This window comes from Limosilactobacillus sp. (assembly GCF_040772465.1).
Taxonomy (GTDB): Bacteria; Bacillota; Bacilli; order Lactobacillales; family Lactobacillaceae; genus Limosilactobacillus.
The window spans coordinates 101,325-123,213 of the sequence record NZ_JAXGYB010000001.1 but is presented as its reverse complement, the minus strand read 5'-3'; the positions used below and the strand labels follow the sequence as shown (position 1 = coordinate 123,213).

Sequence of the window (21,889 nt, the reverse complement as noted above, 5' to 3'; positions counted from 1 at the left end):
GGGGTCCTTTATATTTAACATAAGACAGCTAGATTCTGACAGTTTCTAACAATAACTTGAAAAAATTAATCAGCATATCCTAACCAGTGACCATTGCCGTCAAAGTTAGACCAACGGCCATTGATGTATTGTCGACCGGTGAACATAGCACCACTGTTGCTCATGTAATACCAAGCACCGTTGATGTATTGCCAGCCAGTTACCATGGCACCACTATTGTTCATGTAGTACCAGGTACCGTTAATCAATTGCCAGCCAGTTACCATAGCACCACTATTATTCATGTAGTACCAGGTACCGTTAATGCGTTGCCAACCAGTCAACATAGCACCACTATTATTCATGTAGTACCAAGTGCCGTTAATGCGTTGCCAACCAGTCAACATAGCACCACTATTATTCATGTAGTACCAGGTGCTGTTAATGCGTTGCCAACCAGTTAACATAGCACCACTATTGTTCATGTAGTACCAAGTGCCATTAATGCGTTGCCAGCCAGTTACCATGGCACCACTATTATTCATGTAGTACCAAGTGCCATTAATGCGTTGCCAGCCAGTTAACATAGCGCCGCTGTTGTTCATGTAGTACCAAGTACCATTAATGCGTTGCCAACCAGTTAGCATGGCACCACTATTGTTCATGTAGTACCAGGTACCGTTAATGCGTTGCCAACCTGTTAGCATAGCACCGCTATTGTTCATGTAGTACCAGGTACCATAAATACGTTACCAACCAGTTTGACGAACGCCATTATGATAGTAGTACCAGGTACCGTTGCTTAAATTCCAACCATTAGTAATAGCATTATTATTGGAATTTGACTTTGCTTGGAGTTTCTGTAAGTTAGCCTTAGCTTGATTCAATTTAGCATTAGCTGTAGTTTGTTCAGACTTGGCTTGCGATAAAATATTTTGAGCTTGGGTTAATGCCTGCTGAGATGCAGAAAGGTTAGTCATAGCGTTTTGAATAACCTTTTGCAATATAGAAACCTTATTACTGTTATTTTCATTAATAGGTACAATAGTTTCGTCATATTTAGTTGGGTCTACAACTTCATTATTATTGCGACTTTCATTATGGTTGGTAATGTTATTAAAATGGAACATTATGATTCCAGATGGCTGTTTGGTCATCTGTATTGCAAAATCCTGTTGTGTTCCTTGATCAACCAAATTATCTTTTGATTTTTGACTAATATTATCTTGATGTTCATCCAGTAAGGCTTGTGCATGCAGCGTTTCAAATACAGCACGATCAGGATTCAACACGTTGTAAGGATCATTTGAATCAGATATGCCAACACCGAGGATCATTAGCTTAAGACTATAATAAATGCCAGATTTTGCATCACTTAATGTAATTACTGATCCTCCCCCTGGGAAATATGAAGCACATTCATAGTAATTGTTCCTATCGTTTAAACCATTTTCTCGGGCAGCTTTGGTAATGGAAGCAACGTCATGGTTAGTCTTGTTCCAATGAGCTTGAATAGAATTGTTTTTAGAATCAGTAGCGAATTTTAAAGCACCTTTAGTGATTACTACAGGTTGAAGTCCCAATTGTTCACGGACATTATTAAGGATATTGGCCGCGTATCCTGTTAATTCTAATTGTTGAGATTCTGTGAGGTTATTTGGATTAATCTTAATGAATTCATCGGCTGGGTCTCCTTTGAACCTGTTTGTATCATACATCTTTTTAAGGGAAATTTTGTCCTGATTAGTAGGTGTATTGTTATCATACATATCCTTGAAATATTGCCGATAAGCAGGCACATCGAGAGTGATAGTGTCAACAACTGTTTTACCATGTTCTAAACCATTGAGAGCATTTTGTACGTCTTTCAATGCTTCAGTATCTTCGTAAACGTCGGTTTGTTTAGTATTAAGCTCATTTTGTGCAGCACTGACTTTGGCATCAGCTGAATCTTTCTGGGCCTGAGCATCATTGACAACATTTTGAGCAGCCTTAATAGCAGCTGACTGGTTATTGTCAGTATTGTTGGATTGACTGTTAATAGCCTGTGCACTAGCGTAGTTTTGGCTAGCAGATTGTTGTGTTGTTAGATCAGTAGATTGACTACCAGTTGATTGATTACTGTATTGATCACCAGATACTTGCTGATTATATAACGTAGCAGCATGAGCAGTCTGACCTGCAAGAGTACTGCCACCAGCAATCGCAGCTAGAACAACAGTAGTGACTAATAGATTTTTCTTAACATTAAACTTTTTATTTTTCATATGGATTCAGCTCCCCCCTAAGCTATATAATCAAGAAAATAATAACATAATTGAAATCATCTACATATTTTTTCAAGAATATGCTTAAAATTTCATTTAATATATGTTCTATTATTTTAGACACTTAACTGAATAGTTCACACATTACATACTTAGTAGTTGTAACTAAAAAAGGCCCTCCAAGTAGTCAGATGAATTTTATATTTCATCTTTATACTTAGAGGGCATTATAGATTCGAAATCTTGTCTTATCTAAAGCAGCGTAAGTAAGGTGTCCAACTTTAAGGTTGGTTCACTTCAACGCAGTGACTTTTTGATTTTTGGACTAAATCTTCAGCAAATCCGCCGGCGTCTTCAGCGGGAAGTCGGCATTCGCGATTGCCTTTGGGTTGACGGAACCGTACATGGCACCGGCAAATTTCACCCCAGCGGCATGGGCTGCCTTACCGTCGTTGGGTGTATCGCCAACGTACACTGTGTTTTCCGGTTTAGCGTCCAGCTTCTTCATGGCTGCCAGAATAGGGTCTGGGAATGGCTTGTGACGTTTCGTGTCAGTTGCAGTGATCCGTGCCATCATGTATTTGTCAAAGCTGAAACGGTCAGCAACGTGAGCCTTGTATTCATCGCGGATCTTGGAAGTGGCAACGGCCAGCTTGATACCGGGACGTTTCGATAACTGGGCGAGCATGTCGTCGACACCATCGATCACGTGAACCCGGTCCTCGTGTTGGTAGGCCACGTCGATGTTGTCTTGCAGAGCAGCGTCTAATTTATCGGCGGGTATTCCAGCGTCTTCAAGCATCTCACGAGCAGGGATGCCGAACCAGCGCCGGATCTTAGCTGGCTGGTCTTTTTTATCAATCACGATTCCGTATTTAGCTAAGACGGCAAAAGCGGCGGGCATGTACATGTCGACGGTATCGAGCAAGGTGCCATCAACGTCGAAAATAAAGTTGGTAATTTGCTTAGTCACGATCATTTCTCCTTGGGTTTGGACTATGTCACCATTATATAACAGAAAGAAAATCCCGGAAAAAACATAATTTTCCGGGATTTTTGTCAGTTAATCAATTTTTATTTATTCGTTGAAGTTGCCGCTCTCAACGTCACGGATGAAGTCAGCTAAGTGCTTGTAGTAGACATCAGGATTGTCCATCATGTGGTGGTGACCACCGTTTGGTGTCGTGACCAGGCGGGCATGCGGAATCTTTTCCTGCATGATTTTGGCAGTTGTCAGCGGCATCGTTTCGTGTTCACCAAAAGTCAGCAGGGTTGGCATGGTGATGTTCTTTAACTGGTCACGGAAGTGCCATTTAGCCAGTTTCCCAGTAATCAAGAATTCGTTGTCACCCTGGAAGGTATGATAGATCGTCGGGTCGGTCAGATCCTTCAGGTGACGAATCTTAGCCGGTTGGGCCCGGTCAATGTAGCCGGCGTTGAGAATGTCCACGCAGTGCTGATAGCGTTCGTTGTCATAGTTGTTATCGCGCTCGCATTGTTTCATGAAGTCGACGTCGTCCTTTGGCAAAGCCTTTTCCCGGATTTCGTTGACACTCTTCACGTATTCGTCGATTTCGTCGACCATTGATGAAATGATGGCGCCCTTTAGGTGCTGGCCGTATTTAACGGCATATTCCTGCACTAGCAAGCCACCCCAACTTTGGCCGATCAGGTAGAAGTGGTCAATTCCTAACTTTTGACGAACTTCTTCGACTTCGTCCAGGAAATAGTCGTAATTTAGAATTTCCTTACGTACTTTAGGATCAGAGAAGTCTGGTGAATCGGAGTACAGTGATCCGAGTTGGTCGTACATATGGACCTGGACATCAAGGCCTTGCTTCTTCAGTTGGTCAGCAGTGTCTTCCCAGTATTCGTGGTTAGCACCAGGACCGCCGTGCAGACAGAGCAAGTGGATCGTGCCGTGGCCTTGGGTGTTAGTCCAAAGGTGGTAGCCATTATGTAAGGTGATGATTGTGGTTCCTTGTTTCATGATTTACCTCCATTAAATAAATTGGTGTACTTCATTTTAACGCATTTGTTGATGACAACACAATCCACGTCACTAATTCAATTGAACAGTTGATGGGATGGTCAGTGAGCTATTGCCGAGGTCAACGGTATAGGTGATGTCATCATTGCCGCGCAGCGTCATCCCAAAATCGGTGGAGAAGATCACCAGCAACAGTGAGTGACCCTTAACTAGATGGTGAAAGATTGGCTGAAGTGGCAGCTTGATGTCAACCATCTGCTTAGCTTCCAGTTTGGAATTTACACCGGCACCATGGCGATTCTGCAGGTTGATATGGCCATAGGAAATCACTTTGTAAGGTGTGACGGCTTTTTGCAGCTTGAATTCGCGTAGATTATCGTACTTCCACTGGTAACCAAGGGGCAAACCGTTTTGGTTGATCAATTGGGGGCTAATGGTGAGCCGGTGGGCATCGCCAAAGTCCAGTAGCTGGGCACTGACCATGCCATAGTTTTTTGATGACGCTACTCGCAGGTTGATCATCGGGGTACCCCGTAACAAGGTATCGTGATCAGCTGTTGGGCCAAAGAGGCGGATGCTGAATTTATTATCTGTAGAAACCAATTCCCGCTGCCATTGGTCAATGTGGCTGCACCACTGCTTGAAGCGTGCGGGATCTTGATGATCATTGAATGATCCAGAATTATCAGGTACTGCGTCAGTGTCGACCATCGAATGCTTATTGAAGAAGTACTGCAGCTTTTGACCACGAGACCAGTTCTGGTATGGCGTCCAGGTTTCGGGAGTGACGTTGTCTTGGACGAGGACCCGCGGCAGAACTTCGTCGGCGTGACTATGTTGGCCCCAGAGCTTCTCACCGAGCCAGAGGTTGACCATTTCTGAGAAGTCGAGGGAACGAAAAGCGTTGATGTAAATGTGCTGTCCTTGGTGCAGGATCAGGTGGTTGGCAACAGGCAATCCTTGGAGGGCGTCATAGAGCCGCTTGACATTGACTGGCTTGACGTTCCAGTCGTTGAGACCGTGAACCATCATGACGTCACATTTGATGTGTTCGAAGTTAATCCGGTAATTACGGGCAGCCCAGAATTTGTTATATGACCCCGTCTCCCGGTCTTCAGCTGCCTGCATGGCCTTGATGTAGCGACTGTTGAGGCCTTCGATTCGCTGGTAGTCGGCAGCCCGCTTCGTCCGACTAAAACATTCATCGCATAAAACGTCGGCATCTTCACCCTGGAAGCCGCCTGGAGCGACAACCAAACCGTTCTCACGATAATAATCGTACCAGCTAGAGATCGCGGCTTCGCTGATAATTGCTTTGAGGCCGGTGACGCCTGTGGTGGCAACGGCAGTAGCCAGGGTACCAAGGTAAGAACGTCCGGTCATCGCGACGTTGCCATTACACCACCAAGCTTTGATTTGAATGCCACTGCTGCGGTCCGTAAAGGCTTTGCGGTCACCGTGTAGCCATTCAATCACGGCTTTCATAGAATTGACTTGCGCGTAGTCCCCACACGTCAGCAAGCCATCGGAATCGCGGGTGCCGATGCCTGCCGAATAGACGATCGCGTAACCACGGACGGCAAGGTAAGAATTGAGGGTGTAGCCTGGTGTTTCGGAGAAGGTTTCGCTGGCTTCGTGCGCTTCGCCGTTCACTTTTTGGTGGTTTTGTGGTAATTGCGGCATCATTTCGTCGGGCGATTGTGCTTTGCCTTCAGGCTTGTGACTGAGTTTTTGGTTGACGTCGTGGGTTGCTATTTCACCCCATTTGTCATTGGTGCCTTCATTGTAAGGACTGGCTGTGAAAGCGACGGGAACCTTCAGCCCATCTTCAGTGTCGGCTGGCCGAACAATCTCAGCTTTGACGAGGTCGGCTTTGCCATCAAAGTCGCTGTCCTGATCGGTTTCAACGTAGACAACTTCCCGAATAAATTTATGAGGGTCAAAGCAAGCCAAAGATTTTCCATTAAACCACAGCGGTTTTTGTTTTGCCGGTAACTGATAGGTCCAGGTGAAGAGGCCCTGGCTGGTCAGATCATCGATGAAAGACTGACCATTTTTGCCCCGGGTGGCTAGCAGGAGGTACCAGGCATCCACGACGTCATGATTGGTCCACTGATCATGAAAGCGATGGGGCATGTTGAGCTTGTTGATGGCTGCCAGTGGGTCTGCAGGATCAAAGTCGAGGCCCGCTTCGAAATGTAGTAGCTGAAGGGCAATCACGTAGAAGATTTGGTCCGTCAGTGGTTGGCGTTGGCTGAACCAGTCTTCTAACGATTGCTGTGGGCTGGCTAAAAGATCATAGAACCATTGGTGGATTGCAGCTGGCTCTTGGCTAGCTGTGTGCACCCGTGTCAATAATTTTTGCCACAGCGCGGTGGGTTCAAGTTGTAGATCGCCCTGGTCGAGCAGGTGCAATTGCTGTAGCTCCTTTTCTTCTTGCTGTGGACTGGTTTTGATAATACTAAACTGGTTGATTTTCATAAAAAATCCTCCTAGCAATCGACACAAATGACAACGTTATCACCATAGTACACGAAATTGATGAGTGCCGAAAGCTAAACACGGATTTACCGCTTTCAGAGCGCTTCCAAAGAGCGTATAATCAACTTGCTCAAAACATTAAAGAGGTGAGAGGCATGGCGACCCCGTTAATCGAATTCCGTCACATTAAGAAAGCATATGGAGACAATGTCGTTTTAAAAGACATCAATTTCACAATAGAATCAGGTAAATTTTATACCCTGCTGGGGCCGTCTGGCTCTGGTAAAACCACCATTTTGCGCATCATTGCGGGCTTTGATGAAGCTAGCAGTGGGCAGGTGCTTTTCGATGGTCAGGTCATCAATGATGTGCCAGCTAACCGTCGTCAGATGAATACGGTGTTCCAAGACTATGCTCTTTTCCCTCATCTCAATGTCTTTGAGAACGTCGCTTTTGGTTTGCGCCTTAAGAAGGTGCCAACAAAAGAAATCACTAAGCGGGTCAATGATGCTTTGCGTTTGGTGCATTTGCAGGGTTATCAGGAACGAGAAATCACGGAGATGTCCGGTGGGCAACGCCAACGGGTAGCAATTGCAAGGGCCATCGTCAACCGTCCTAAGGTTCTTATGCTCGATGAAGCTCTGTCGGCACTGGACTACAAGCTCCGCAAAGAAATGCAGACAGAATTGCGGGCACTGCAGCGTCGTTTGGGAATTACTTTCATTTTCGTGACCCACGACCAAAGCGAAGCACTGGCGATGAGCGACCAGATTTTTGTCATCAATGACGGCCTGATCCAACAAAGCGGCACGCCGGTTGACATCTACGACGAGCCGCTCAATCATTTTGTAGCCGATTTTATTGGTGAAAGCAATATTGTTCCGGCCATTATGAAAGAGGACTATTTGGTAAACATTGCGGGGCACGATTTTAAATGCGTCGATGCGGGGATGCACCCTGACGAAAACGTTGAGGTTGTTTTACGCCCAGAGGACCTGGACATCACGACGCCTGATCAGGGGCAGTTGCTGGTGACAGTCGATACCCAGCTTTTCCGCGGCGTGGACTACCAGATTACGGCTCACGATGCAGATCAGCATGAGTGGAAGATCAACTCTATCCATAAGACAACTGTGGGTGCCCAGGTGGGCCTCGGTTTTGATCCTGAGGATATTCACGTGATGCGGCTTAACGAAAGCGAACAGGACTTCGATAACCGCCTGGAAAGCTATGAGGATTAACTATGGTCAAAAAGCAACAACTCTTTTTCTTCATTCCTTATGTTTTATGGATTTTACTATTCGTAATTGCACCGCTAATCCTCATCATTTACCAATCATTTCAGGACCTCAGCGGTCGCTTTACCCTGGCTAACTACGCTAGTTATCTAGGATCAGGGACCTATCTTAAGATGACCGCCGAGTCGGTTTGGTATGCCTTTGTGATCACGGCCGTCACCCTGGTTATCAGTTACCCGACCGCTTACGTTCTCAACCGCTTGCCTAACAAACAGTTTTGGCTTCTGCTGGTTATCCTACCGACGTGGATTAATCTCTTACTAAAGACTTATGCCTTCATCGGCCTCTTTGCCCACAACGGATCCATCAATCACTTTTTGGAATTCATCGGTTTGGGAGCACACCAGCTACTTTTTACCGACATGAGCTTCATCATCGTGGCATCATATATTGAGCTGCCATTTATGGTACTGCCGATTTTTAATTCACTGGAAGCTTTGCCTAGTTCATTGACCAATGCTGCCTATGATCTGGGTGCTAATCGCTGGCAAACTTTTATCCGTGTCGTTTGGCCGCTCTCTTTGCCGGGAGTTAAGGCTGGAATCCAAGCCGTCTTCATTCCTTCGCTGTCACTCTTTATGATTACCCGTCTGATTGCTGGTAACCGGGTGATCACGCTTGGGACGGCGATTGAAGAGCATTTCCTGACCACCCAGAATTGGGGGATGGGGTCGACCATTGGTGTCATTCTGATCCTGGCGATGTTTGTAGTAATGGGATTGACGGGTGAAAAGAAGCACCGAAGGGGGCGTCGCTAATGCAAAATAAACGTGTCGGATTGTTGGGCAAAGTCTACTTAGCGATCGTTCTGGTGATCCTTTACCTGCCCATTTTTTACCTAGTTTATTATTCCTTCAGCTCAGGCAAGACGATGGAGAAGTTTGGCCGTTTTTCGTTGGTGCACTACCGAGTGCTGGCGACGGATACGCGGATGATTCAGATTGTGATCAACACCCTGATCATCGCCTTGCTAGCTTCACTGATCGCCACGATTATCGGCACGCTGGGTGCCTTGGTGATCAAGAGGACTCGCTCACGGCAACAGCGCCAAGTTTTATTATCATTGAACAATGTCCTGATGGTTTCACCAGACGTTTTAATTGGGGCCAGTTTTCTGATTTTCTTCACGGTTTTAGGCCTGCGCCTCGGTTTTATTTCAGTTTTGCTCAGCCACATTGCTTTTTCGATCCCGATCGTCGTGCTGATGGTGTTGCCAAAACTGAACGAGATTTCACCGACTTTGGCTGACGCTGCAGCCGACCTCGGGGCGACTCCTTGGCAAACTCTGAGTAGGGTGACTTTGCCAGCCATTACGCCGGGAATTTTAGCGGGATACTTCATGGCCTTCACTTATTCACTCGATGACTTTGCCGTCACCTTCTTCGTGACGGGTAACGGCTTTACGACCCTATCAGTGGAAATTTACTCTCGGGCCCGGCAGGGGATTAACCTGGAAATCAACGCCCTTTCGACAGTTGTCTTTCTGGTCAGCTTGGCCTTAGTAATTGGCTATTACTTCATTAGTCGCCATGCAGGCCGGCATAACAGGACAGTGACAGTTAAAGAAGGTGATGTCCAATGAAGCGTCTGATGACGGCGGTGGTGGGCATCTTATTGCTGTGCCTTGCTTTAGCTGGCATTAACTGGCGACTGGGACAGCAGAGTCATGCCAGCCATGATAATACTTTGACGATTTACAACTGGGGTGATTATATTGATCCGGCATTGATCACTAAATTTGAGCACCAGACGGGCATTCATGTCGACTACCAAACCTTTGATAGTAACGAAGCCATGCTGACAAAGTTGCGGCAGGGCGGGACGAACTACGATGTGGTGGTTCCTAGTGAATACACGGTTTCCCGTTTAAAACGTGAACACCTATTAGCAACACTGAATAAAAACCGCCTGCCTAATATGCGCTATGTCGATCCAGGACTGCTCAATCAATCTTTCGATCGCCATAACCGTTACTCAGTACCTTATTTTTGGGGAACACTGGGAATCGTCTATAACGATCGTCTTATTCAGCGTGATCATGTTGAACACTGGCGTCAGCTGTGGAGCACTCGCTTGCGTAAAAAGCTGATGCTGATCGACAGTGCCCGGGACGTCTTCGCGATGGCCTTGATTATCGACCACCATTCGGTCAACACGACCAATCTGCTGTACCTGCACCAGGCGGCCCGGCGTTTGCATAAGTTAGCGCCAAATGTCAAGGCAGTCGTGGCCGATGAAATGAAGATGTACATGGAAGATGGCGAAGCGGCAGCCGGTGTTACTTACTCTGGCGAAGCCCGTGAAATGATGGATAATGATTCACATCTACACTACCTGGTGCCAAGCGAAGGCAGTAATATTTGGTTTGATAATCTCGTGATTCCACGGCGGGCACAGCATAAGGCCGCTGCTTACCGTTTCATCAATTTCATGATGGAACCACGTAATGCGGCCCAGAATGCCAAGTACATTGGCTACGCGACACCTGAGCCAGCGGCCAAGAAGTATTTGCCGAGGTCAGTGACGGCTAACCGGGCTTTTTACCCGTCTGCCAAGGTGATGAAACGGCTCCACGTCTATTCGGATCTGCCACTGAAAGACGTGGGCACCTACAACGACCTCTTTCTTGAATTTAAGATGTTAACACGTTAGCTATTAAAAGCCCGGAGCACTTTTGCCAGCGCTTCGGGCTTTTGCTTACAGATAGGCTTTGTAGAAATAAATAGCAGCCTGAGTTAAGGCCAGGATGGCGATGATGATTCGCATCAGTCGGGCCGGAACGTGACGGACGATGATTGGACCTACGTAACCGCCCACAAACATACCGATAGCCATTGGAATGGCAAAGTTCCAGTAGATGTGTGAATTGAACATATAAATGATCAAAGCAGTTAAATTGGCGAGACCACAGACAGCATTTTTAATCGCGTTGACAACTAAGAAGTTTTCGCTCATCAGGTAGGTCAATAATACAAGGACGACAATGCCGGCCGCTGCCCCAAAATAGCCAGCGTACATACCTACTATCGTCAATAGGGTTAGGTAGGCCACCTTTTGCCATAGTGGCCGCTGTACCTGCTGAATTGCTTTATGTTGGCCAGAAACAATGACCATGATTCCGGCAATCAGGATAAAGAATGGCACCACTTTTTCAAAAGTTTTCCCGGGAAATGCGAGTAATAAAAAGCTGCCACAAGCGGAGCCAAGGATTGTACAAATTGCGTATTTCCCAACATCCTTCCAGTGACCATGTAATTCACGGCCTGATGAAAAGACGGAGCCAATGCTGTTCCAAATTAGGGCGGCATCATTGGTGACGTTAGCGTAGACTGGTGGAATGCCCACGCTGAGCAGCAGTGGATAAGAGACTAAGGAGGCAAAGGAAGCAGCGGAAGACATGATTCCGGCCAGGACTCCCCCGATCAGAACGTAGATAATAACGAGAAAGGTGTGCATGATTCTCTCCATTCAGTAGTAATTACACCTGTTATCTACCTCCTTGGATATCTACGTCAATACTTTTCACAAGAAAGTTTGCAAATGATGAATCCTATGTTAAAATATGTAGCAAGCTACAGTTATGGAGGAAACAGATGAGAACGTCACGTAATCAGGAAATTAAATTTCTCTCGTTGCTGTCGGAGAAGATGGTTAATCAACGAATGGCGCGGCTTCATTTAGGGATGACACCAGCGCAAAGCATGATCATGATGGATTTGTACGAAGCTCAACGGCCATTGATCCAAAAAGAGATTGAAAAGCGTTTGTACATCAGCCACGCGACGACGCGGGGAATTATCAAACGCCTCCAGCAAGCGGGGATGGTTGTGACAACGCCCTTGCCAACTGACCAGCGCCAGGTGCAGGTAAGACTGACGGATGAAGGTCGTAAGCGGATGTCTGATAAGGCTGGCCAAATCACCCAAGTTCTCGACGCGGCCGAGGATCAGTTAGTTCAGGGAATTAATGAAGAAGACTTGGCCACGTTTGACCGGGTCCTTAAAAAGATGAAGGCTAATTTTTAGCCGATTTTTTTGGAGATAAGTGTAGTAAGCTACATAATTTAGGAGGAGAATTATGGCAGAACAGTTAAGCAGAAAACGCACCAATCTATTGGTTGCGGTACTATTCCTCGGCGGATTTGTGCTCTTGCTTGGGGAAACATTTATGAACAACGCTTTACCCCAAGTGATGCGGGACATGCATGTCAACCAGGCAACAGCTCAATGGGTTTCTACTGGTTACATGATGGTTTCAGGACTGATGATTCCGGTCAGTGCCTGGACCTTTCACCGTTTTCAATTGCGCCCGACATTTTTCACTCTGATGCTCATTTTTATCATTGGCTGTGCGATCAGTTGGTTTTCGCCAAGTTTTGGCTGGCTTTTGGCCGGACGGTTGATTCAAGCAGTGAGCGCCGGGGCCATTATCCCGCTGACCAATAATGTTTTGCTAGTGGCTTACCCTAAGAAGATTCGGGGAATGATGATGGGCTTGTCCGGGATTATCATTTCTTTTGCCCCGGCAATCGGCCCGAGTCTTTCCGGCTGGGTGATTGATCACTTTGGCTGGCGGATGTTATTTGGTATTTTGACGCCTGTTTCAGCAGTAATTTTATTCATATCATTCTTCACGACGAAGAATATTACTAGCACGCGTCCTGTTAAAATTGACGGCCTTGGCCTTATGTATGAAACCTTAGGATTAGGTGCCATTCTTTTTGCACTATCCACTGTGGGCAATGACGGGAAGATTACACTGACGGTGATAGTTAGCCTGGTTGTCGGTATTATCCTATGTGCTTTCTTTGTCCACCGGAGTAACCATGTGGACGACCCGGTTGCCAATTTGAGAGTGCTGAAGAATCGTCACTTCGACTTAATGACCCTATTGAGTTCGACTTCTAACATCGCCTTAGTGGGTATTGAACTAGTAATGCCATTGTATAACCAGGACGTACGCGGCCTTTCCGCATTCCATTCAGGTTTGACCCTCTTGCTTGGCGCAATTTTGATGGGGATCATGAACCCTATCTCTGGTTGGCTCTATGACCGGATGGGAATTAAGAAATTGGCAATCATTGGGAACACGATTGTAGTGCTCGGGACGTTACCGATGTTGTTCTTTAACCAAGGCACTTCAATTGTTGTGATCGTACTGACGTATGCTTTCCGCTGTGTCGGCATCGGATTTTCAATGATGTCGCTCTTTACGGCTAGCATCAATGCCTTGCCAAAGGAACAAGAGATCGATGGTAATGCGGTCGGCAGTACCTTGCGTCAGGTGGCTGGTTCACTGGGGACGGCGGTGATGATGATGGTCGTCAGCCTTTGCGCACACGGGACCAACCACGTTGCGGCGTTAGCAAACGGCTACCATGCAGCTTATTTGACGGCCCTGATTATTGCAGTATTTTCACTGGTTCTGTCATGTCTGTTACCTAAAAAAGCATAATGAAAACCGGGGATGGAGAAGGGACTCCATTCCCGGTTTTATTAATTATTTTAACGATCCGTATTAATCTTACTGTGGCGGTAGCCATAGGAGAAGTAGAGGATCAATCCGAGGGCAAACCAGATGCCCGCACCGATGTAGGTTTCCTTTGACAGCATGCAGATCATTGCCAGGCAGGCGAGCCCAGAGATGATCGGCAGGACTGGAAAGAGCGGTACTTTGAAGCCCCCGCGGTTACCAATATCTTTACGCTTCCGCAGAGGAATGATTCCGAAGGAAACGAAGGTGAAGGCCAGCAGAGTACCGATGTTAACAAGGCTTGTCAGCTGATCCAGCGAAACCAGACCACCCATCAAGGCGATGATGATGCCGACGGTCCACACCGCAATCTGCGGGGTACCATGTTTGTCCAGTTTACTCAGGAATGAAGGTAGCAGACCGTCACGCCCGATTGAGTAAACCAGTCGTGAACTCGAGTAAGTCATGGTAACCATCATGGTGAACATTCCGATCAGGGCACCGATGGAAATCAGACCCGCCATCCAGTCTTGGTGGACTACCTGCAAAGCGAAGGCAACCGGGTTAGCGACATCCAATTTGGTGTAATGAACCATCCCGGTCAGGACAACGGAGACACACATGTAGAGAACCGTTGCCACAATTAACGTTCCGATGATTCCCATTGGCATGTTCTTCTTCGGATCCTTAACTTCGGCAGCAGAAGAAGAAACTGCGTCGAAACCTAAGTAGGCAAAGAAGACTGTCGTGGCGCCGCGGAAAACCCCGCTCATGTGGTATGGCAAGAACGGATGGTAGTTAGCCTTGCGGATAAAGAAGACCCCAGCAACTAAGAAGAGGATGATGATCACGATCTTGATGACCACGGCCACGTCGTTAACCCGCGTCGAAGTCTGCATCCCGTGGGACAACATTGCAGTGACTAATAAAACGATGATCACGGCAACGATGTTGATGTAGACACCGTGGGATGGATCAAAGGGACCGGCTAAAGCTTTGGGAATTTTGATCCCGAAATCTTCAAGCAATGACTGAAAGTAGGCAGCCCAACCGGTGGAGACTGAAGCTACGGCAAGCATATATTCCAGAATCAAAGCCCAGCCAAGGATCCAGCCGAAAATTTCACCGAACACAACGTTACCGTATGAATAGGCACTACCGGCAACTGGCAAAGCCGAAGAAAATTCGGCGTAGCACATCGCAGCTAAAGCACAGACAATCGCCGAGAATAAGAAAGATAACGTTACGCCAGGTCCGGCCGTCTTGGCAGCAACTGTCCCCGGAAGGATGAAGATCCCGGTTCCGATGACGGCGCCGACACCCATGGCTACTAGGTCAAAGGCAGTCATGGATTTTACAAAGTTTTTATCGGCTCCGAGGTAACGGGACAAGCTTTCCTTCCGCAGTAGATTAAACTTCATCTTTTGGAAGCTCCTTTGGTATAATTAACTATAATAATATTGTGCACTCAATTAAAAGTCAATGAGATTTTAGTGAGAGTGCGAAGGAGGAACAATCAATGGCAATTGAAGTTACGAGTGGTGCAGTGGTTTACCGGTGGGATGATAACCACCAGTTGCAGTACTTGTTGCTAGAAAGCCAAAATAAGGGTCATTTCTGGGGCTTTCCGAAAGGACACGTTGAAGCTGGGGAAAATCTCAAGCAGACAGCTCACCGTGAAATTAAAGAAGAAACGAAATTAGACTTGCCAATTGATACGTCTTTTCATGTTTACACGGAATATGACTTGCCAAATGGCAACCGCAAACAAATGACTCTTTATACTGCTGAAGTGAAGGGCGACGATGGCGTGACACTGCAGCAAGAAGAAATTCTTAATTCTGGGTGGTTTGATTACCAGGATGCACGTAAGCGTCTGACCTATGATAATTTAAAGAAATTGCTGGATGAGGCCAACGATCATTTGTCACAAGCACATGACTAAGCATGTATTCGTGATCACGGGGGCCGCTGGCACAGGAAAAACGACTGTTGCTGCCTATCTGCGTGATCGTTACAATCTGCACCGGGTCATTACCCATACCACCCGTCAGCCGCGACCGGGAGAACATGATGGTGTTGATTACTACTTTGAGACGCCAGAATCCATTCGCCAGCGCCACTTATTGGAGATGGTGCACTATGATCACCACCTCTATGGCTCTTCAATGGAGGGACTGCAAGATGGATGGAAGGATGGCCAGGATGATGTGATCGTCCTCGATACAAAGGGAGCAGCTACTTACCACCGCGAGCTCGGCGCCGCGGCGGTTATTATTTTTCTGAAGGTTAGTCATTTGAAAATGCTGACAACGCGGATTAAAATGCGTGGCGACAGGATCTCTGACGTTAAAGCACGCGTTCAGGCAAGTGAAAACCGCCGTGATGCTCACCTGCCCGTGGAGATTGCACCTTTTGCTCACGTGGTCCTCAATGACAATTGGCAAATAACACAGCGACGTTTAGACCGCATTATGCATCGTTATGGTTACTGAAAACGTAATTTATGATTTATTTAAACAATGAACAAGTGAAAATGCGTTAAGATGAGGCAATAGTAAAGGAGTGTTTAGCATGGCAATGAAAACACCACCGTTTATCACGCCATTTGCATTAGTTTCAATCGTCTTAGCACTGGGTGCTACCAACGTAGTTGTTAACAAAACAACCCACACCCATGAAGGGGCTAAGATTTCAACAAGTACGAGCTATAGCTCACGCAGCATGGTTAATCATGATGACCACAGCAATGATGATTCATCGGATGCTAGTTCATCATCAAATAATCCTAAACATAATAACGATAATAGCAGCGATGACCAGAATGATAATAATGACGATAATACACAGACTGGCCAACGTTCTAATGGCAATGAAAATAACAATACTAACAATGGTGGTAATGGCCAGCAAAAGAGTACTGGCAACACTAATACCAGCACTGGCAACCAATCCAACACAGGGACTACCACTAGTAATGGTGGCAATAATAGTACCGGCACTGGCAACCAGGGTACAGGTGCTACCACCCAAGGCAACTAAGGAGGTTTAGCGAAATGTTTAGCTTTCTAGACATGGTCAACCACTCTTTGAGCTATTTTAATATCAACACTAAACTCAAAAACCGGGTGTATACCATCATTGCGTTGCTTGGTGACTTTTATTTGATCTACGTCACTGCACGTTTGTTGATTAATAAGGTTTGGTTACGGGGCTTTCTGTATTGTTTAGCAGTGGTTGCCGTTTCCTACTTTGTGTACTTGAACGCGATTTACTACTTCCTGGGCTATACTTCGCGCCTTGATTTCCTGTCGCCTTACTTGGGGAAGGTCGTTGGGGTTGAAGCCGAACCTGAGAAAGGGGAACGTCGCAACAAGGTTGTCAATACGGCATCTAACGGGATTTATCATAACGAAGAGACCATTCCGGCCGAAATCAGCAGCGACCATATTGAGCAGCACAACCTAAATCGTGTTGTGGGAGAGTTACTGGACCAGGGGTTGCTGACGGCTGACTTTAATGGGATGTCTAATGACGACATCATTGCTCAATACGAAGAAACGGGCAAACCAGTTGATGAATTGAATGCTGGCCAGCAGCCACCGTATTTTGAGCTGGTTCACGACCGTAGCAAGAGCCTGATGGAAGTTTGCATTGGGGTTAACCAGATGGACCGTCGCGCCGTTGGACATATCACCAAAGTGGGTCTAACTGATATTCATACAGCTCATAATCGCTACCAGTTATACCTGGCTAACGTGACGATCACTGGTGGACCCAACAAGATTCCTGGGCGCCAGGGATCGACGATTATGATGGATGGCGATTATCATTTGGTGGTTCAAGTGGCATATCGCAATCGACAACGTTAAACGCTCACAATTATCGCTAAATGTCAAGATGATAACAGCTTATCTTACCAAATTCTAATAATTGGTAAGATAAGCTGTTTTTTACTGACCATAGGAATAATGCATGCCTAAATTGAATTGGTTTAGTTCACTTTTGTACACATTTTTGCAATTTTGACTTGTTTCGAGACTAACTGAGATTATGCTTTCTTCTTTTTAGTTAGTCCTAACATATAATGAAGATGGGGGAACTGTATGGAGGTGATCAAATGAGGAATAGTCGTACCATTCGGGACTTTGAGAACGCCCTCTTACGTTCGCTTTACACTACGTCTTTTCATCACCTAACTGTAGACCAGATCTGCAAAGAGGCAATGCTTCACCGCAGCAGTTTTTATCGCTATTTTCACGATAAATATCAGCTTTTAGAGCAAACGATGAACGACTGGATTGGCAAAGTGGTTCAGAGCAACGATTCATCGCGGGACATTGTCCAGTTATTAATTGAGCAGGTCCAACAAAATAAGAAAGTTTTCCGTCATCTTTCGGATGATGATCATCCAGGATTGCAGTTAGAGTTGGTTACTATCTTAAAAAACATCTTACTCAAGCGTAGTGAGAGCGAAGACAGCCGGGAGGATGTTGTCTTACGAATGCTTCATGATAGCGACCATCCAGACATGCTAGCGTACGTGATTAGCGGAAGCTTAGTCGGTGGCCTGTACTGGTGGCGGGCCGAAAATTACAATGTTTCCACCGAAGAAGTGGTTGCGTATGCTCGCAAAGTTGTGGGAGCTATGGAAAACAGTTTGGACTCCAGTTCATCTGACGATGGTGCAGATGACAAAAACTGAGGACTTCCTTTTCGTAATATAGCAATGGTTCATGATTATCGGTGAGTGCGATAAACATGAACCATTATTATATTAGGCAATAACTATTCAAATTGGCCAAATTTTTAGTGAAAAAAATTATTGAAAGGCTCAAGTTGTTGCTATAATAGGAGCTGACGCACTTAACATTACTAACCGCATGGTTGACTTAACGGAGGGATGTTCAGATGAAGATGAACCGGACGGTGCGAGATTTCCAAAATGCCATGGTCAGCCTTTTGGGTAAAGTACCGTTTAGTAAAATGACGGTGGATCAAATCTGCAAAGAAGCCTTGCTTCATCGTAGTAGTTTTTATCGGTATTTCCGCGATAAGTACGATCTGTTGGAGCAAACACTGGAAGTCCGGCTTGGTCAGATGATTGATGAACAAGGTAGTGAACAAGCTATTGTCAGCACCTTAATTCATTACGTCAATAATCATAAAGAAATTTTTCATAATTTAGCAGGAGCTGAAGACCATACCGGGTTGCATGGCGAATTTTTACGGATCCTTAGCGAAATTTTGCTGCGTCGTCGTGATAGTGATTCGCACGATGCAATTTTAGAGGCTTTGCGACACAGTGACCAACCGGAAATCTTAGCCTATGTCATTAGTGGGGGTATCATAGGCACGTTTTATTGGTGGCGTGAACATAATTACGACGTTTCTGAACAAGAAATGATCGACTTTGCTTTAGGTCTGATGAAGACCATGACTAAAGTGGAAAAAGCTAAAGAAAACCAATAGGGATGCTGGTTCTCAATGGTGTTATCAGCGTACACAAAAAGCTTGGCAATACTCACGAGAGTGAGAAAGTTATTGCCAAGCTTTTTGTTTTGGACTATTCAACGACATACTCTTGGTAGCGGTCGACGTCTTTTTGTGATAATTCCAGCTTCATTCTCGTACCGGTAGCCTCGTATTTCGTATCGATGATGTTGCCGTGCTCGTTGAGGTAGGAAATGACTTGTCCCTTGTCGAAAGGCACAAGCATCGTTGTCGTGACGTAATCTTTGAAAAGAAAACGCTGGATGACTTGCTGCAGCATTTTGACTGACTTTTCATCTTTGGCTGACATGATGATTTGGTGGTCGCCTTCCATCGAAGGGTAGTCTGCTGAAGTCTTGTCAGCTTTATTGAAAACGTAGAGCATCGGGATATTTTCGATGCCAATTTGGTGCAGCGTCTTTTCAGTGGTCTTCATCATTTCCTTGTAATGAGGATCGGAGTAGTCGATCACTTGAACGAGTAAATCAGCGTTAGCTGCTTCAGTTAGGGTCGATTTAAAAGCTTCTACCAGTTTTGTCGGTAATTTGCTGACAAAACCAACCGTATCAGATAAGAGGCAGCGTTTATTTCCCGGGAAATTTAATTGCCGGACACTGGTATCAAGCGTAGCAAAAAGCATGTTCTTGGTGAACACCTGCTTGTCTTCCTCAAGACCAAAGTTAGCAATCATCTGGTTCATTAAGGTCGATTTTCCAGCGTTGGTGTAACCCACTAGTGCGGCTGTTGGGATCTCACTCTTGTCACGCTGCTGACGCTTGACCTGCCCTTCACGGTCAATTTGGGCGAGTTCACGGCGCAAGTGGCCAATTTGTTTGGTGACGACCCGGCGGTCCATTTCCAGTTTAGTTTCACCAGCGCCACGGTTGGTAAAGCCACTACCGCCGCCGGTTTGTTGGTCCAGACGGACATTGTCGGCGGTTTGCAAACGTGGCAGTTGGTATTGTAACTGGGCAATTTGAACCTGAATCTTGGCTTCCTTGGTTTTAGCACGGGTAGCAAAGATTTCCAGAATCAAGGCTGTGCGGTCGATGACGTGAACGCCAGTTTCTTTGGAAAGATTGCTGAGCTGGCTTGGTGATAATTCATCGTTGGCAATAATCGTCGTTGCATTGGCTGCTAGCGCGAATTCGCGTAATTCTTCGACTTTGCCCTTGCCAAAATAAGTTGCTGGGTTGGGGCGATCCAGTGGTTGATCCAGCCGATCGACCACGTCCATGCCGTTGGCTTGAGCTAATTCAGCCAGTTCAACCATCGAGTATTCATAATCTTCTTGGCCCGTGTTAAGACCGATAATGATGACTTTTTCCGGGCTTTGTATGTCAGTCGGTGTACTGTTATCCATATAGGTTTAAGCATCTCCTAGCAATTTAACCATCAATTTGTTTTTCGTTGAAGTAAATTAATTTAGTTTGATCGCCATCAAGGACGAGCTTGGTAAAAGCACCGTTGTCTGGGTTTGAGTAGTCATAAATTTTGCCATCTGGATCAATGCGTTGCATCAAGCACCGCAGGACGATGCCGTGATTGACTAACAGAACGTTGCTACCATTCGGTAATTGACGCAGTTCATCGAGGCCCTCATCGATACGGTGGATGAAAGGATCGTAGGCTTCAGCACAGCCCTTCGGATCCATATCATGCATTTTGTCACAGATCTTGGTCATCGGGACATCTTGCATGTAAGCGTCAAAGGTTTTGTATTTGTCGTTGCCGTTCAGTATTTGGAGCCCCTGAACTACCGGAATTCCTTCTAAGAATCCGAAGAATAGCTCACGAAAACGGGGATCAACGTGTAATTCAGGCCGCTCCTCTGCTGGTAGTTGTTTTAATGCCAGTTTAGCGGTCCTTTCAGCACGTACTAAATCACTGCAGAAAGCGTAGTCGAGGTGAATGCCCGCTTTAGCAATGGTCTTGCCTACTCGGATACCATCATTGACCCCGCTTTTAGTAAGGGGTGCATCGGCCCAGCCTTGCATTTTATGATAAAGGTTCAGGTAAGTTTGTCCATGACGAACGATGTATACGTTAACTGCCATTCTTTTCCCTCCGCTAGTCAGTGTTAATCCCAGTTTATCATAATTGCCGAAAGCTGAACGCGTAGATCCACTTCGCCATTACATCATCTTGTTGCGTTTCATCAAATGACGCCGAATCTGACGAGTGATGAAGAAGAGGGTGACCGGAATCAAGGCGATGATGATGATCGCTAAGAAAATCGCTGAAAAATGTTGTTTGACGAAAGGAATACCACCGAAGAAGTAACCGCAACAGCTTCCCAGTGTCACCCAGATGGCTACTCCTAGTAAATTAGCTAGAGTAAAGCGGTGCCACTGTAAGCCAGCTGACCCTGAAATTAAGGGAACGAAGGTGCGGATAAGGGGCACGAAACGGCCAAAGGCAACGGTCCATAATCCATATTTATCAAAGAACCACCGCGCCTTATCTAGATTGGGGCCTTCCACCCGGTGCTTTAGCCACGGCCACTGAATTAGACGACGACCGATGTAGTAATTAAGCGAGTCGCCAAGTACAGCAGCTACGAAAAACACGGGAACTAAAATCCGCATCTCCAGTGGAGAATGGTTGAAGGCCGCAAAGGACGATGCGAAAAAAATCAATGATTCACCAGGAAGCCAGGGGAAAACGACCAGCCCGGTTTCCGCAAAGATCATCAAAAAAAGCAGCACGTACCCCCAGTTGCCGATCAGAGAAAAAAGGGTCAGCAACAGCTGTGGTAGGTGGGTTAGCGTGTAAATGATATCCAATTGATGACCTCCTTTTACCATCTATTTTACCTAAGGGAAAGTCTGTCCACCAGAGAAACGAACTGACCTTAAGCATTCTTTTGCAAAGTCGTTGGAAGCGTCATCTCGTTGGCAGCTATGCTA

The 21,889-nt window shown here is 46.1% G+C and carries 22 protein-coding genes; 12 read left to right on the top strand and 10 right to left on the bottom strand.

Annotation, left to right across the window (positions count from 1 at the left end):
- Positions 1 to 65: 65 nt before the first annotated feature.
- The 5 genes from AB3114_RS00445 to AB3114_RS00425 form a co-directional block, all read right to left on the bottom strand.
- A complete protein-coding gene (locus tag AB3114_RS00445; RefSeq protein WP_367341586.1) occupies positions 66 to 725 on the bottom strand; it encodes a hypothetical protein in 660 nt (219 codons plus the stop codon).
- Between the two features lie 3 nt (positions 726 to 728).
- On the bottom strand, positions 729 to 2,246 hold the full coding sequence (locus AB3114_RS00440; RefSeq protein WP_367341291.1) for an SEC10/PgrA surface exclusion domain-containing protein: 1,518 nt from the start codon (positions 2,244 to 2,246) through the stop codon (positions 729 to 731).
- 325 nt (positions 2,247 to 2,571) lie between these two features.
- The gene (locus AB3114_RS00435; protein ID WP_367341290.1) at positions 2,572 to 3,225 is read right to left on the bottom strand and encodes an HAD family hydrolase; all 654 of its coding nucleotides are present in this window, start codon (positions 3,223 to 3,225) and stop codon (positions 2,572 to 2,574) included.
- A 99-nt stretch (positions 3,226 to 3,324) separates the two neighbouring features.
- A complete protein-coding gene (locus AB3114_RS00430) occupies positions 3,325 to 4,236 on the bottom strand; it encodes a proline-specific peptidase family protein (protein WP_367341289.1) in 912 nt (303 codons plus the stop codon).
- Between the two features lie 72 nt (positions 4,237 to 4,308).
- Entirely contained in the window at positions 4,309 to 6,717 is a 2,409-nt protein-coding gene (locus AB3114_RS00425; RefSeq protein WP_367341288.1) for a Xaa-Pro dipeptidyl-peptidase, read from the bottom strand.
- 155 nt (positions 6,718 to 6,872) lie between these two features.
- On the opposite strand from AB3114_RS00425, the gene AB3114_RS00420 reads away from it, so the two are divergent.
- From AB3114_RS00420 to AB3114_RS00405, 4 genes are read left to right on the top strand one after another with little or no spacing between them, the layout of a single operon-like run.
- The gene (locus AB3114_RS00420) at positions 6,873 to 7,958 is read left to right on the top strand and encodes an ABC transporter ATP-binding protein (RefSeq protein ID WP_367341287.1); all 1,086 of its coding nucleotides are present in this window, start codon (positions 6,873 to 6,875) and stop codon (positions 7,956 to 7,958) included.
- A 2-nt stretch (positions 7,959 to 7,960) separates the two neighbouring features.
- On the top strand, positions 7,961 to 8,773 hold the full coding sequence (locus AB3114_RS00415; protein ID WP_367341286.1) for an ABC transporter permease: 813 nt from the start codon (positions 7,961 to 7,963) through the stop codon (positions 8,771 to 8,773).
- Positions 8,773 to 9,597 carry an ABC transporter permease gene (locus tag AB3114_RS00410; protein ID WP_367341285.1) on the top strand — a complete coding sequence of 275 codons (825 nt, stop codon included), beginning with the start codon at positions 8,773 to 8,775 and terminating at the stop codon, positions 9,595 to 9,597. The genes AB3114_RS00415 and AB3114_RS00410 overlap by 1 nt, the downstream gene beginning before the upstream one ends.
- Positions 9,594 to 10,667: a PotD/PotF family extracellular solute-binding protein gene (locus tag AB3114_RS00405; protein WP_367341284.1), complete on the top strand. Its 1,074-nt coding sequence runs from the start codon at positions 9,594 to 9,596 to the stop codon at positions 10,665 to 10,667. Before AB3114_RS00410 ends, AB3114_RS00405 begins: the two co-directional genes overlap by 4 nt.
- A 45-nt stretch (positions 10,668 to 10,712) precedes the next feature.
- On the opposite strand, the gene AB3114_RS00400 is transcribed toward AB3114_RS00405, so the two are convergent.
- Positions 10,713 to 11,471, bottom strand: a complete 759-nt coding sequence (locus AB3114_RS00400; RefSeq protein WP_367341585.1) for a sulfite exporter TauE/SafE family protein — start codon at positions 11,469 to 11,471, stop codon at positions 10,713 to 10,715.
- A gap of 137 nt (positions 11,472 to 11,608) precedes the next feature.
- On the opposite strand from AB3114_RS00400, the gene AB3114_RS00395 reads away from it, so the two are divergent.
- Positions 11,609 to 12,040, top strand: coding sequence for a MarR family winged helix-turn-helix transcriptional regulator (locus AB3114_RS00395; RefSeq protein WP_367341283.1), 432 nt, complete (start codon positions 11,609 to 11,611; stop codon positions 12,038 to 12,040).
- Positions 12,041 to 12,092: 52 nt separating this feature from the next.
- Positions 12,093 to 13,469, top strand: coding sequence for an MDR family MFS transporter (locus AB3114_RS00390; RefSeq protein ID WP_367341282.1), 1,377 nt, complete (start codon positions 12,093 to 12,095; stop codon positions 13,467 to 13,469).
- A gap of 50 nt (positions 13,470 to 13,519) precedes the next feature.
- Here the strand turns inward: AB3114_RS00390 and AB3114_RS00385 are convergent, their stop codons facing one another.
- Positions 13,520 to 14,908 (bottom strand): APC family permease, encoded by a 1,389-nt coding sequence (locus AB3114_RS00385; protein WP_367341281.1) that lies wholly within the window; start codon positions 14,906 to 14,908, stop codon positions 13,520 to 13,522.
- Positions 14,909 to 15,006: 98 nt separating this feature from the next.
- Here AB3114_RS00385 and AB3114_RS00380 point away from each other — a divergent pair, with 98 nt between their 5' ends.
- From AB3114_RS00380 to AB3114_RS00355, 6 genes are all read left to right on the top strand, one after another.
- The gene (locus tag AB3114_RS00380) at positions 15,007 to 15,432 is read left to right on the top strand and encodes a bis(5'-nucleosyl)-tetraphosphatase (RefSeq protein WP_367341280.1); all 426 of its coding nucleotides are present in this window, start codon (positions 15,007 to 15,009) and stop codon (positions 15,430 to 15,432) included.
- Positions 15,425 to 15,982 (top strand): guanylate kinase, encoded by a 558-nt coding sequence (locus AB3114_RS00375; RefSeq protein WP_367341279.1) that lies wholly within the window; start codon positions 15,425 to 15,427, stop codon positions 15,980 to 15,982. The genes AB3114_RS00380 and AB3114_RS00375 overlap by 8 nt, the downstream gene beginning before the upstream one ends.
- A gap of 79 nt (positions 15,983 to 16,061) precedes the next feature.
- On the top strand, positions 16,062 to 16,529 hold the full coding sequence (locus AB3114_RS00370; protein ID WP_367341278.1) for a hypothetical protein: 468 nt from the start codon (positions 16,062 to 16,064) through the stop codon (positions 16,527 to 16,529).
- A 14-nt stretch (positions 16,530 to 16,543) separates the two neighbouring features.
- Entirely contained in the window at positions 16,544 to 17,359 is an 816-nt protein-coding gene (locus AB3114_RS00365; RefSeq protein WP_367341277.1) for a DUF6681 family protein, read from the top strand.
- Positions 17,360 to 17,607: 248 nt separating this feature from the next.
- Positions 17,608 to 18,192: a TetR/AcrR family transcriptional regulator gene (locus AB3114_RS00360; RefSeq protein WP_367341276.1), complete on the top strand. Its 585-nt coding sequence runs from the start codon at positions 17,608 to 17,610 to the stop codon at positions 18,190 to 18,192.
- Positions 18,193 to 18,398: 206 nt separating this feature from the next.
- Positions 18,399 to 18,959, top strand: a complete 561-nt coding sequence (locus tag AB3114_RS00355; protein WP_367341275.1) for a TetR/AcrR family transcriptional regulator — start codon at positions 18,399 to 18,401, stop codon at positions 18,957 to 18,959.
- 94 nt (positions 18,960 to 19,053) lie between these two features.
- On the opposite strand, the gene hflX is transcribed toward AB3114_RS00355, so the two are convergent.
- From hflX to AB3114_RS00340, 3 genes are all read right to left on the bottom strand, one after another.
- The gene (gene hflX, locus AB3114_RS00350; RefSeq protein WP_367341274.1) at positions 19,054 to 20,343 is read right to left on the bottom strand and encodes a GTPase HflX; all 1,290 of its coding nucleotides are present in this window, start codon (positions 20,341 to 20,343) and stop codon (positions 19,054 to 19,056) included.
- A 25-nt stretch (positions 20,344 to 20,368) separates the two neighbouring features.
- On the bottom strand, positions 20,369 to 21,037 hold the full coding sequence (locus AB3114_RS00345) for a histidine phosphatase family protein (RefSeq protein WP_367341273.1): 669 nt from the start codon (positions 21,035 to 21,037) through the stop codon (positions 20,369 to 20,371).
- Positions 21,038 to 21,115: 78 nt separating this feature from the next.
- Entirely contained in the window at positions 21,116 to 21,766 is a 651-nt protein-coding gene (locus AB3114_RS00340) for a DedA family protein (protein ID WP_367341272.1), read from the bottom strand.
- Positions 21,767 to 21,889: the final 123 nt, after the last annotated feature.

Excerpts from the sequence above, each read along its gene's own strand:
- AB3114_RS00345 (WP_367341273.1), bottom strand. The coding sequence starts at position 21,037 with ATGGCAGTTAACGTATACATCGTTCGTCATGGACAAACTTACCTGAAC.
- hflX (WP_367341274.1), bottom strand. The coding sequence starts at position 20,343 with ATGGATAACAGTACACCGACTGACATACAAAGCCCGGAAAAAGTCATC.
- AB3114_RS00430 (WP_367341289.1), bottom strand. The coding sequence starts at position 4,236 with ATGAAACAAGGAACCACAATCATCACCTTACATAATGGCTACCACCTT.
- AB3114_RS00375 (WP_367341279.1), top strand. The coding sequence starts at position 15,425 with ATGACTAAGCATGTATTCGTGATCACGGGGGCCGCTGGCACAGGAAAA.
- AB3114_RS00405 (WP_367341284.1), top strand. The coding sequence starts at position 9,594 with ATGAAGCGTCTGATGACGGCGGTGGTGGGCATCTTATTGCTGTGCCTT.
- AB3114_RS00400 (WP_367341585.1), bottom strand. The coding sequence starts at position 11,471 with ATGCACACCTTTCTCGTTATTATCTACGTTCTGATCGGGGGAGTCCTG.
- AB3114_RS00380 (WP_367341280.1), top strand. The coding sequence starts at position 15,007 with ATGGCAATTGAAGTTACGAGTGGTGCAGTGGTTTACCGGTGGGATGAT.
- AB3114_RS00355 (WP_367341275.1), top strand. The coding sequence starts at position 18,399 with ATGAAGATGAACCGGACGGTGCGAGATTTCCAAAATGCCATGGTCAGC.
- AB3114_RS00370 (WP_367341278.1), top strand. The coding sequence starts at position 16,062 with ATGGCAATGAAAACACCACCGTTTATCACGCCATTTGCATTAGTTTCA.
- AB3114_RS00420 (WP_367341287.1), top strand. The coding sequence starts at position 6,873 with ATGGCGACCCCGTTAATCGAATTCCGTCACATTAAGAAAGCATATGGA.
- AB3114_RS00435 (WP_367341290.1), bottom strand. The coding sequence starts at position 3,225 with ATGATCGTGACTAAGCAAATTACCAACTTTATTTTCGACGTTGATGGC.
- AB3114_RS00440 (WP_367341291.1), bottom strand. The coding sequence starts at position 2,246 with ATGAAAAATAAAAAGTTTAATGTTAAGAAAAATCTATTAGTCACTACT.
- AB3114_RS00390 (WP_367341282.1), top strand. The coding sequence starts at position 12,093 with ATGGCAGAACAGTTAAGCAGAAAACGCACCAATCTATTGGTTGCGGTA.
- AB3114_RS00415 (WP_367341286.1), top strand. The coding sequence starts at position 7,961 with ATGGTCAAAAAGCAACAACTCTTTTTCTTCATTCCTTATGTTTTATGG.
- AB3114_RS00410 (WP_367341285.1), top strand. The coding sequence starts at position 8,773 with ATGCAAAATAAACGTGTCGGATTGTTGGGCAAAGTCTACTTAGCGATC.
- AB3114_RS00425 (WP_367341288.1), bottom strand. The coding sequence starts at position 6,717 with ATGAAAATCAACCAGTTTAGTATTATCAAAACCAGTCCACAGCAAGAA.
- AB3114_RS00365 (WP_367341277.1), top strand. The coding sequence starts at position 16,544 with ATGTTTAGCTTTCTAGACATGGTCAACCACTCTTTGAGCTATTTTAAT.
- AB3114_RS00385 (WP_367341281.1), bottom strand. The coding sequence starts at position 14,908 with ATGAAGTTTAATCTACTGCGGAAGGAAAGCTTGTCCCGTTACCTCGGA.
- AB3114_RS00395 (WP_367341283.1), top strand. The coding sequence starts at position 11,609 with ATGAGAACGTCACGTAATCAGGAAATTAAATTTCTCTCGTTGCTGTCG.
- AB3114_RS00360 (WP_367341276.1), top strand. The coding sequence starts at position 17,608 with ATGAGGAATAGTCGTACCATTCGGGACTTTGAGAACGCCCTCTTACGT.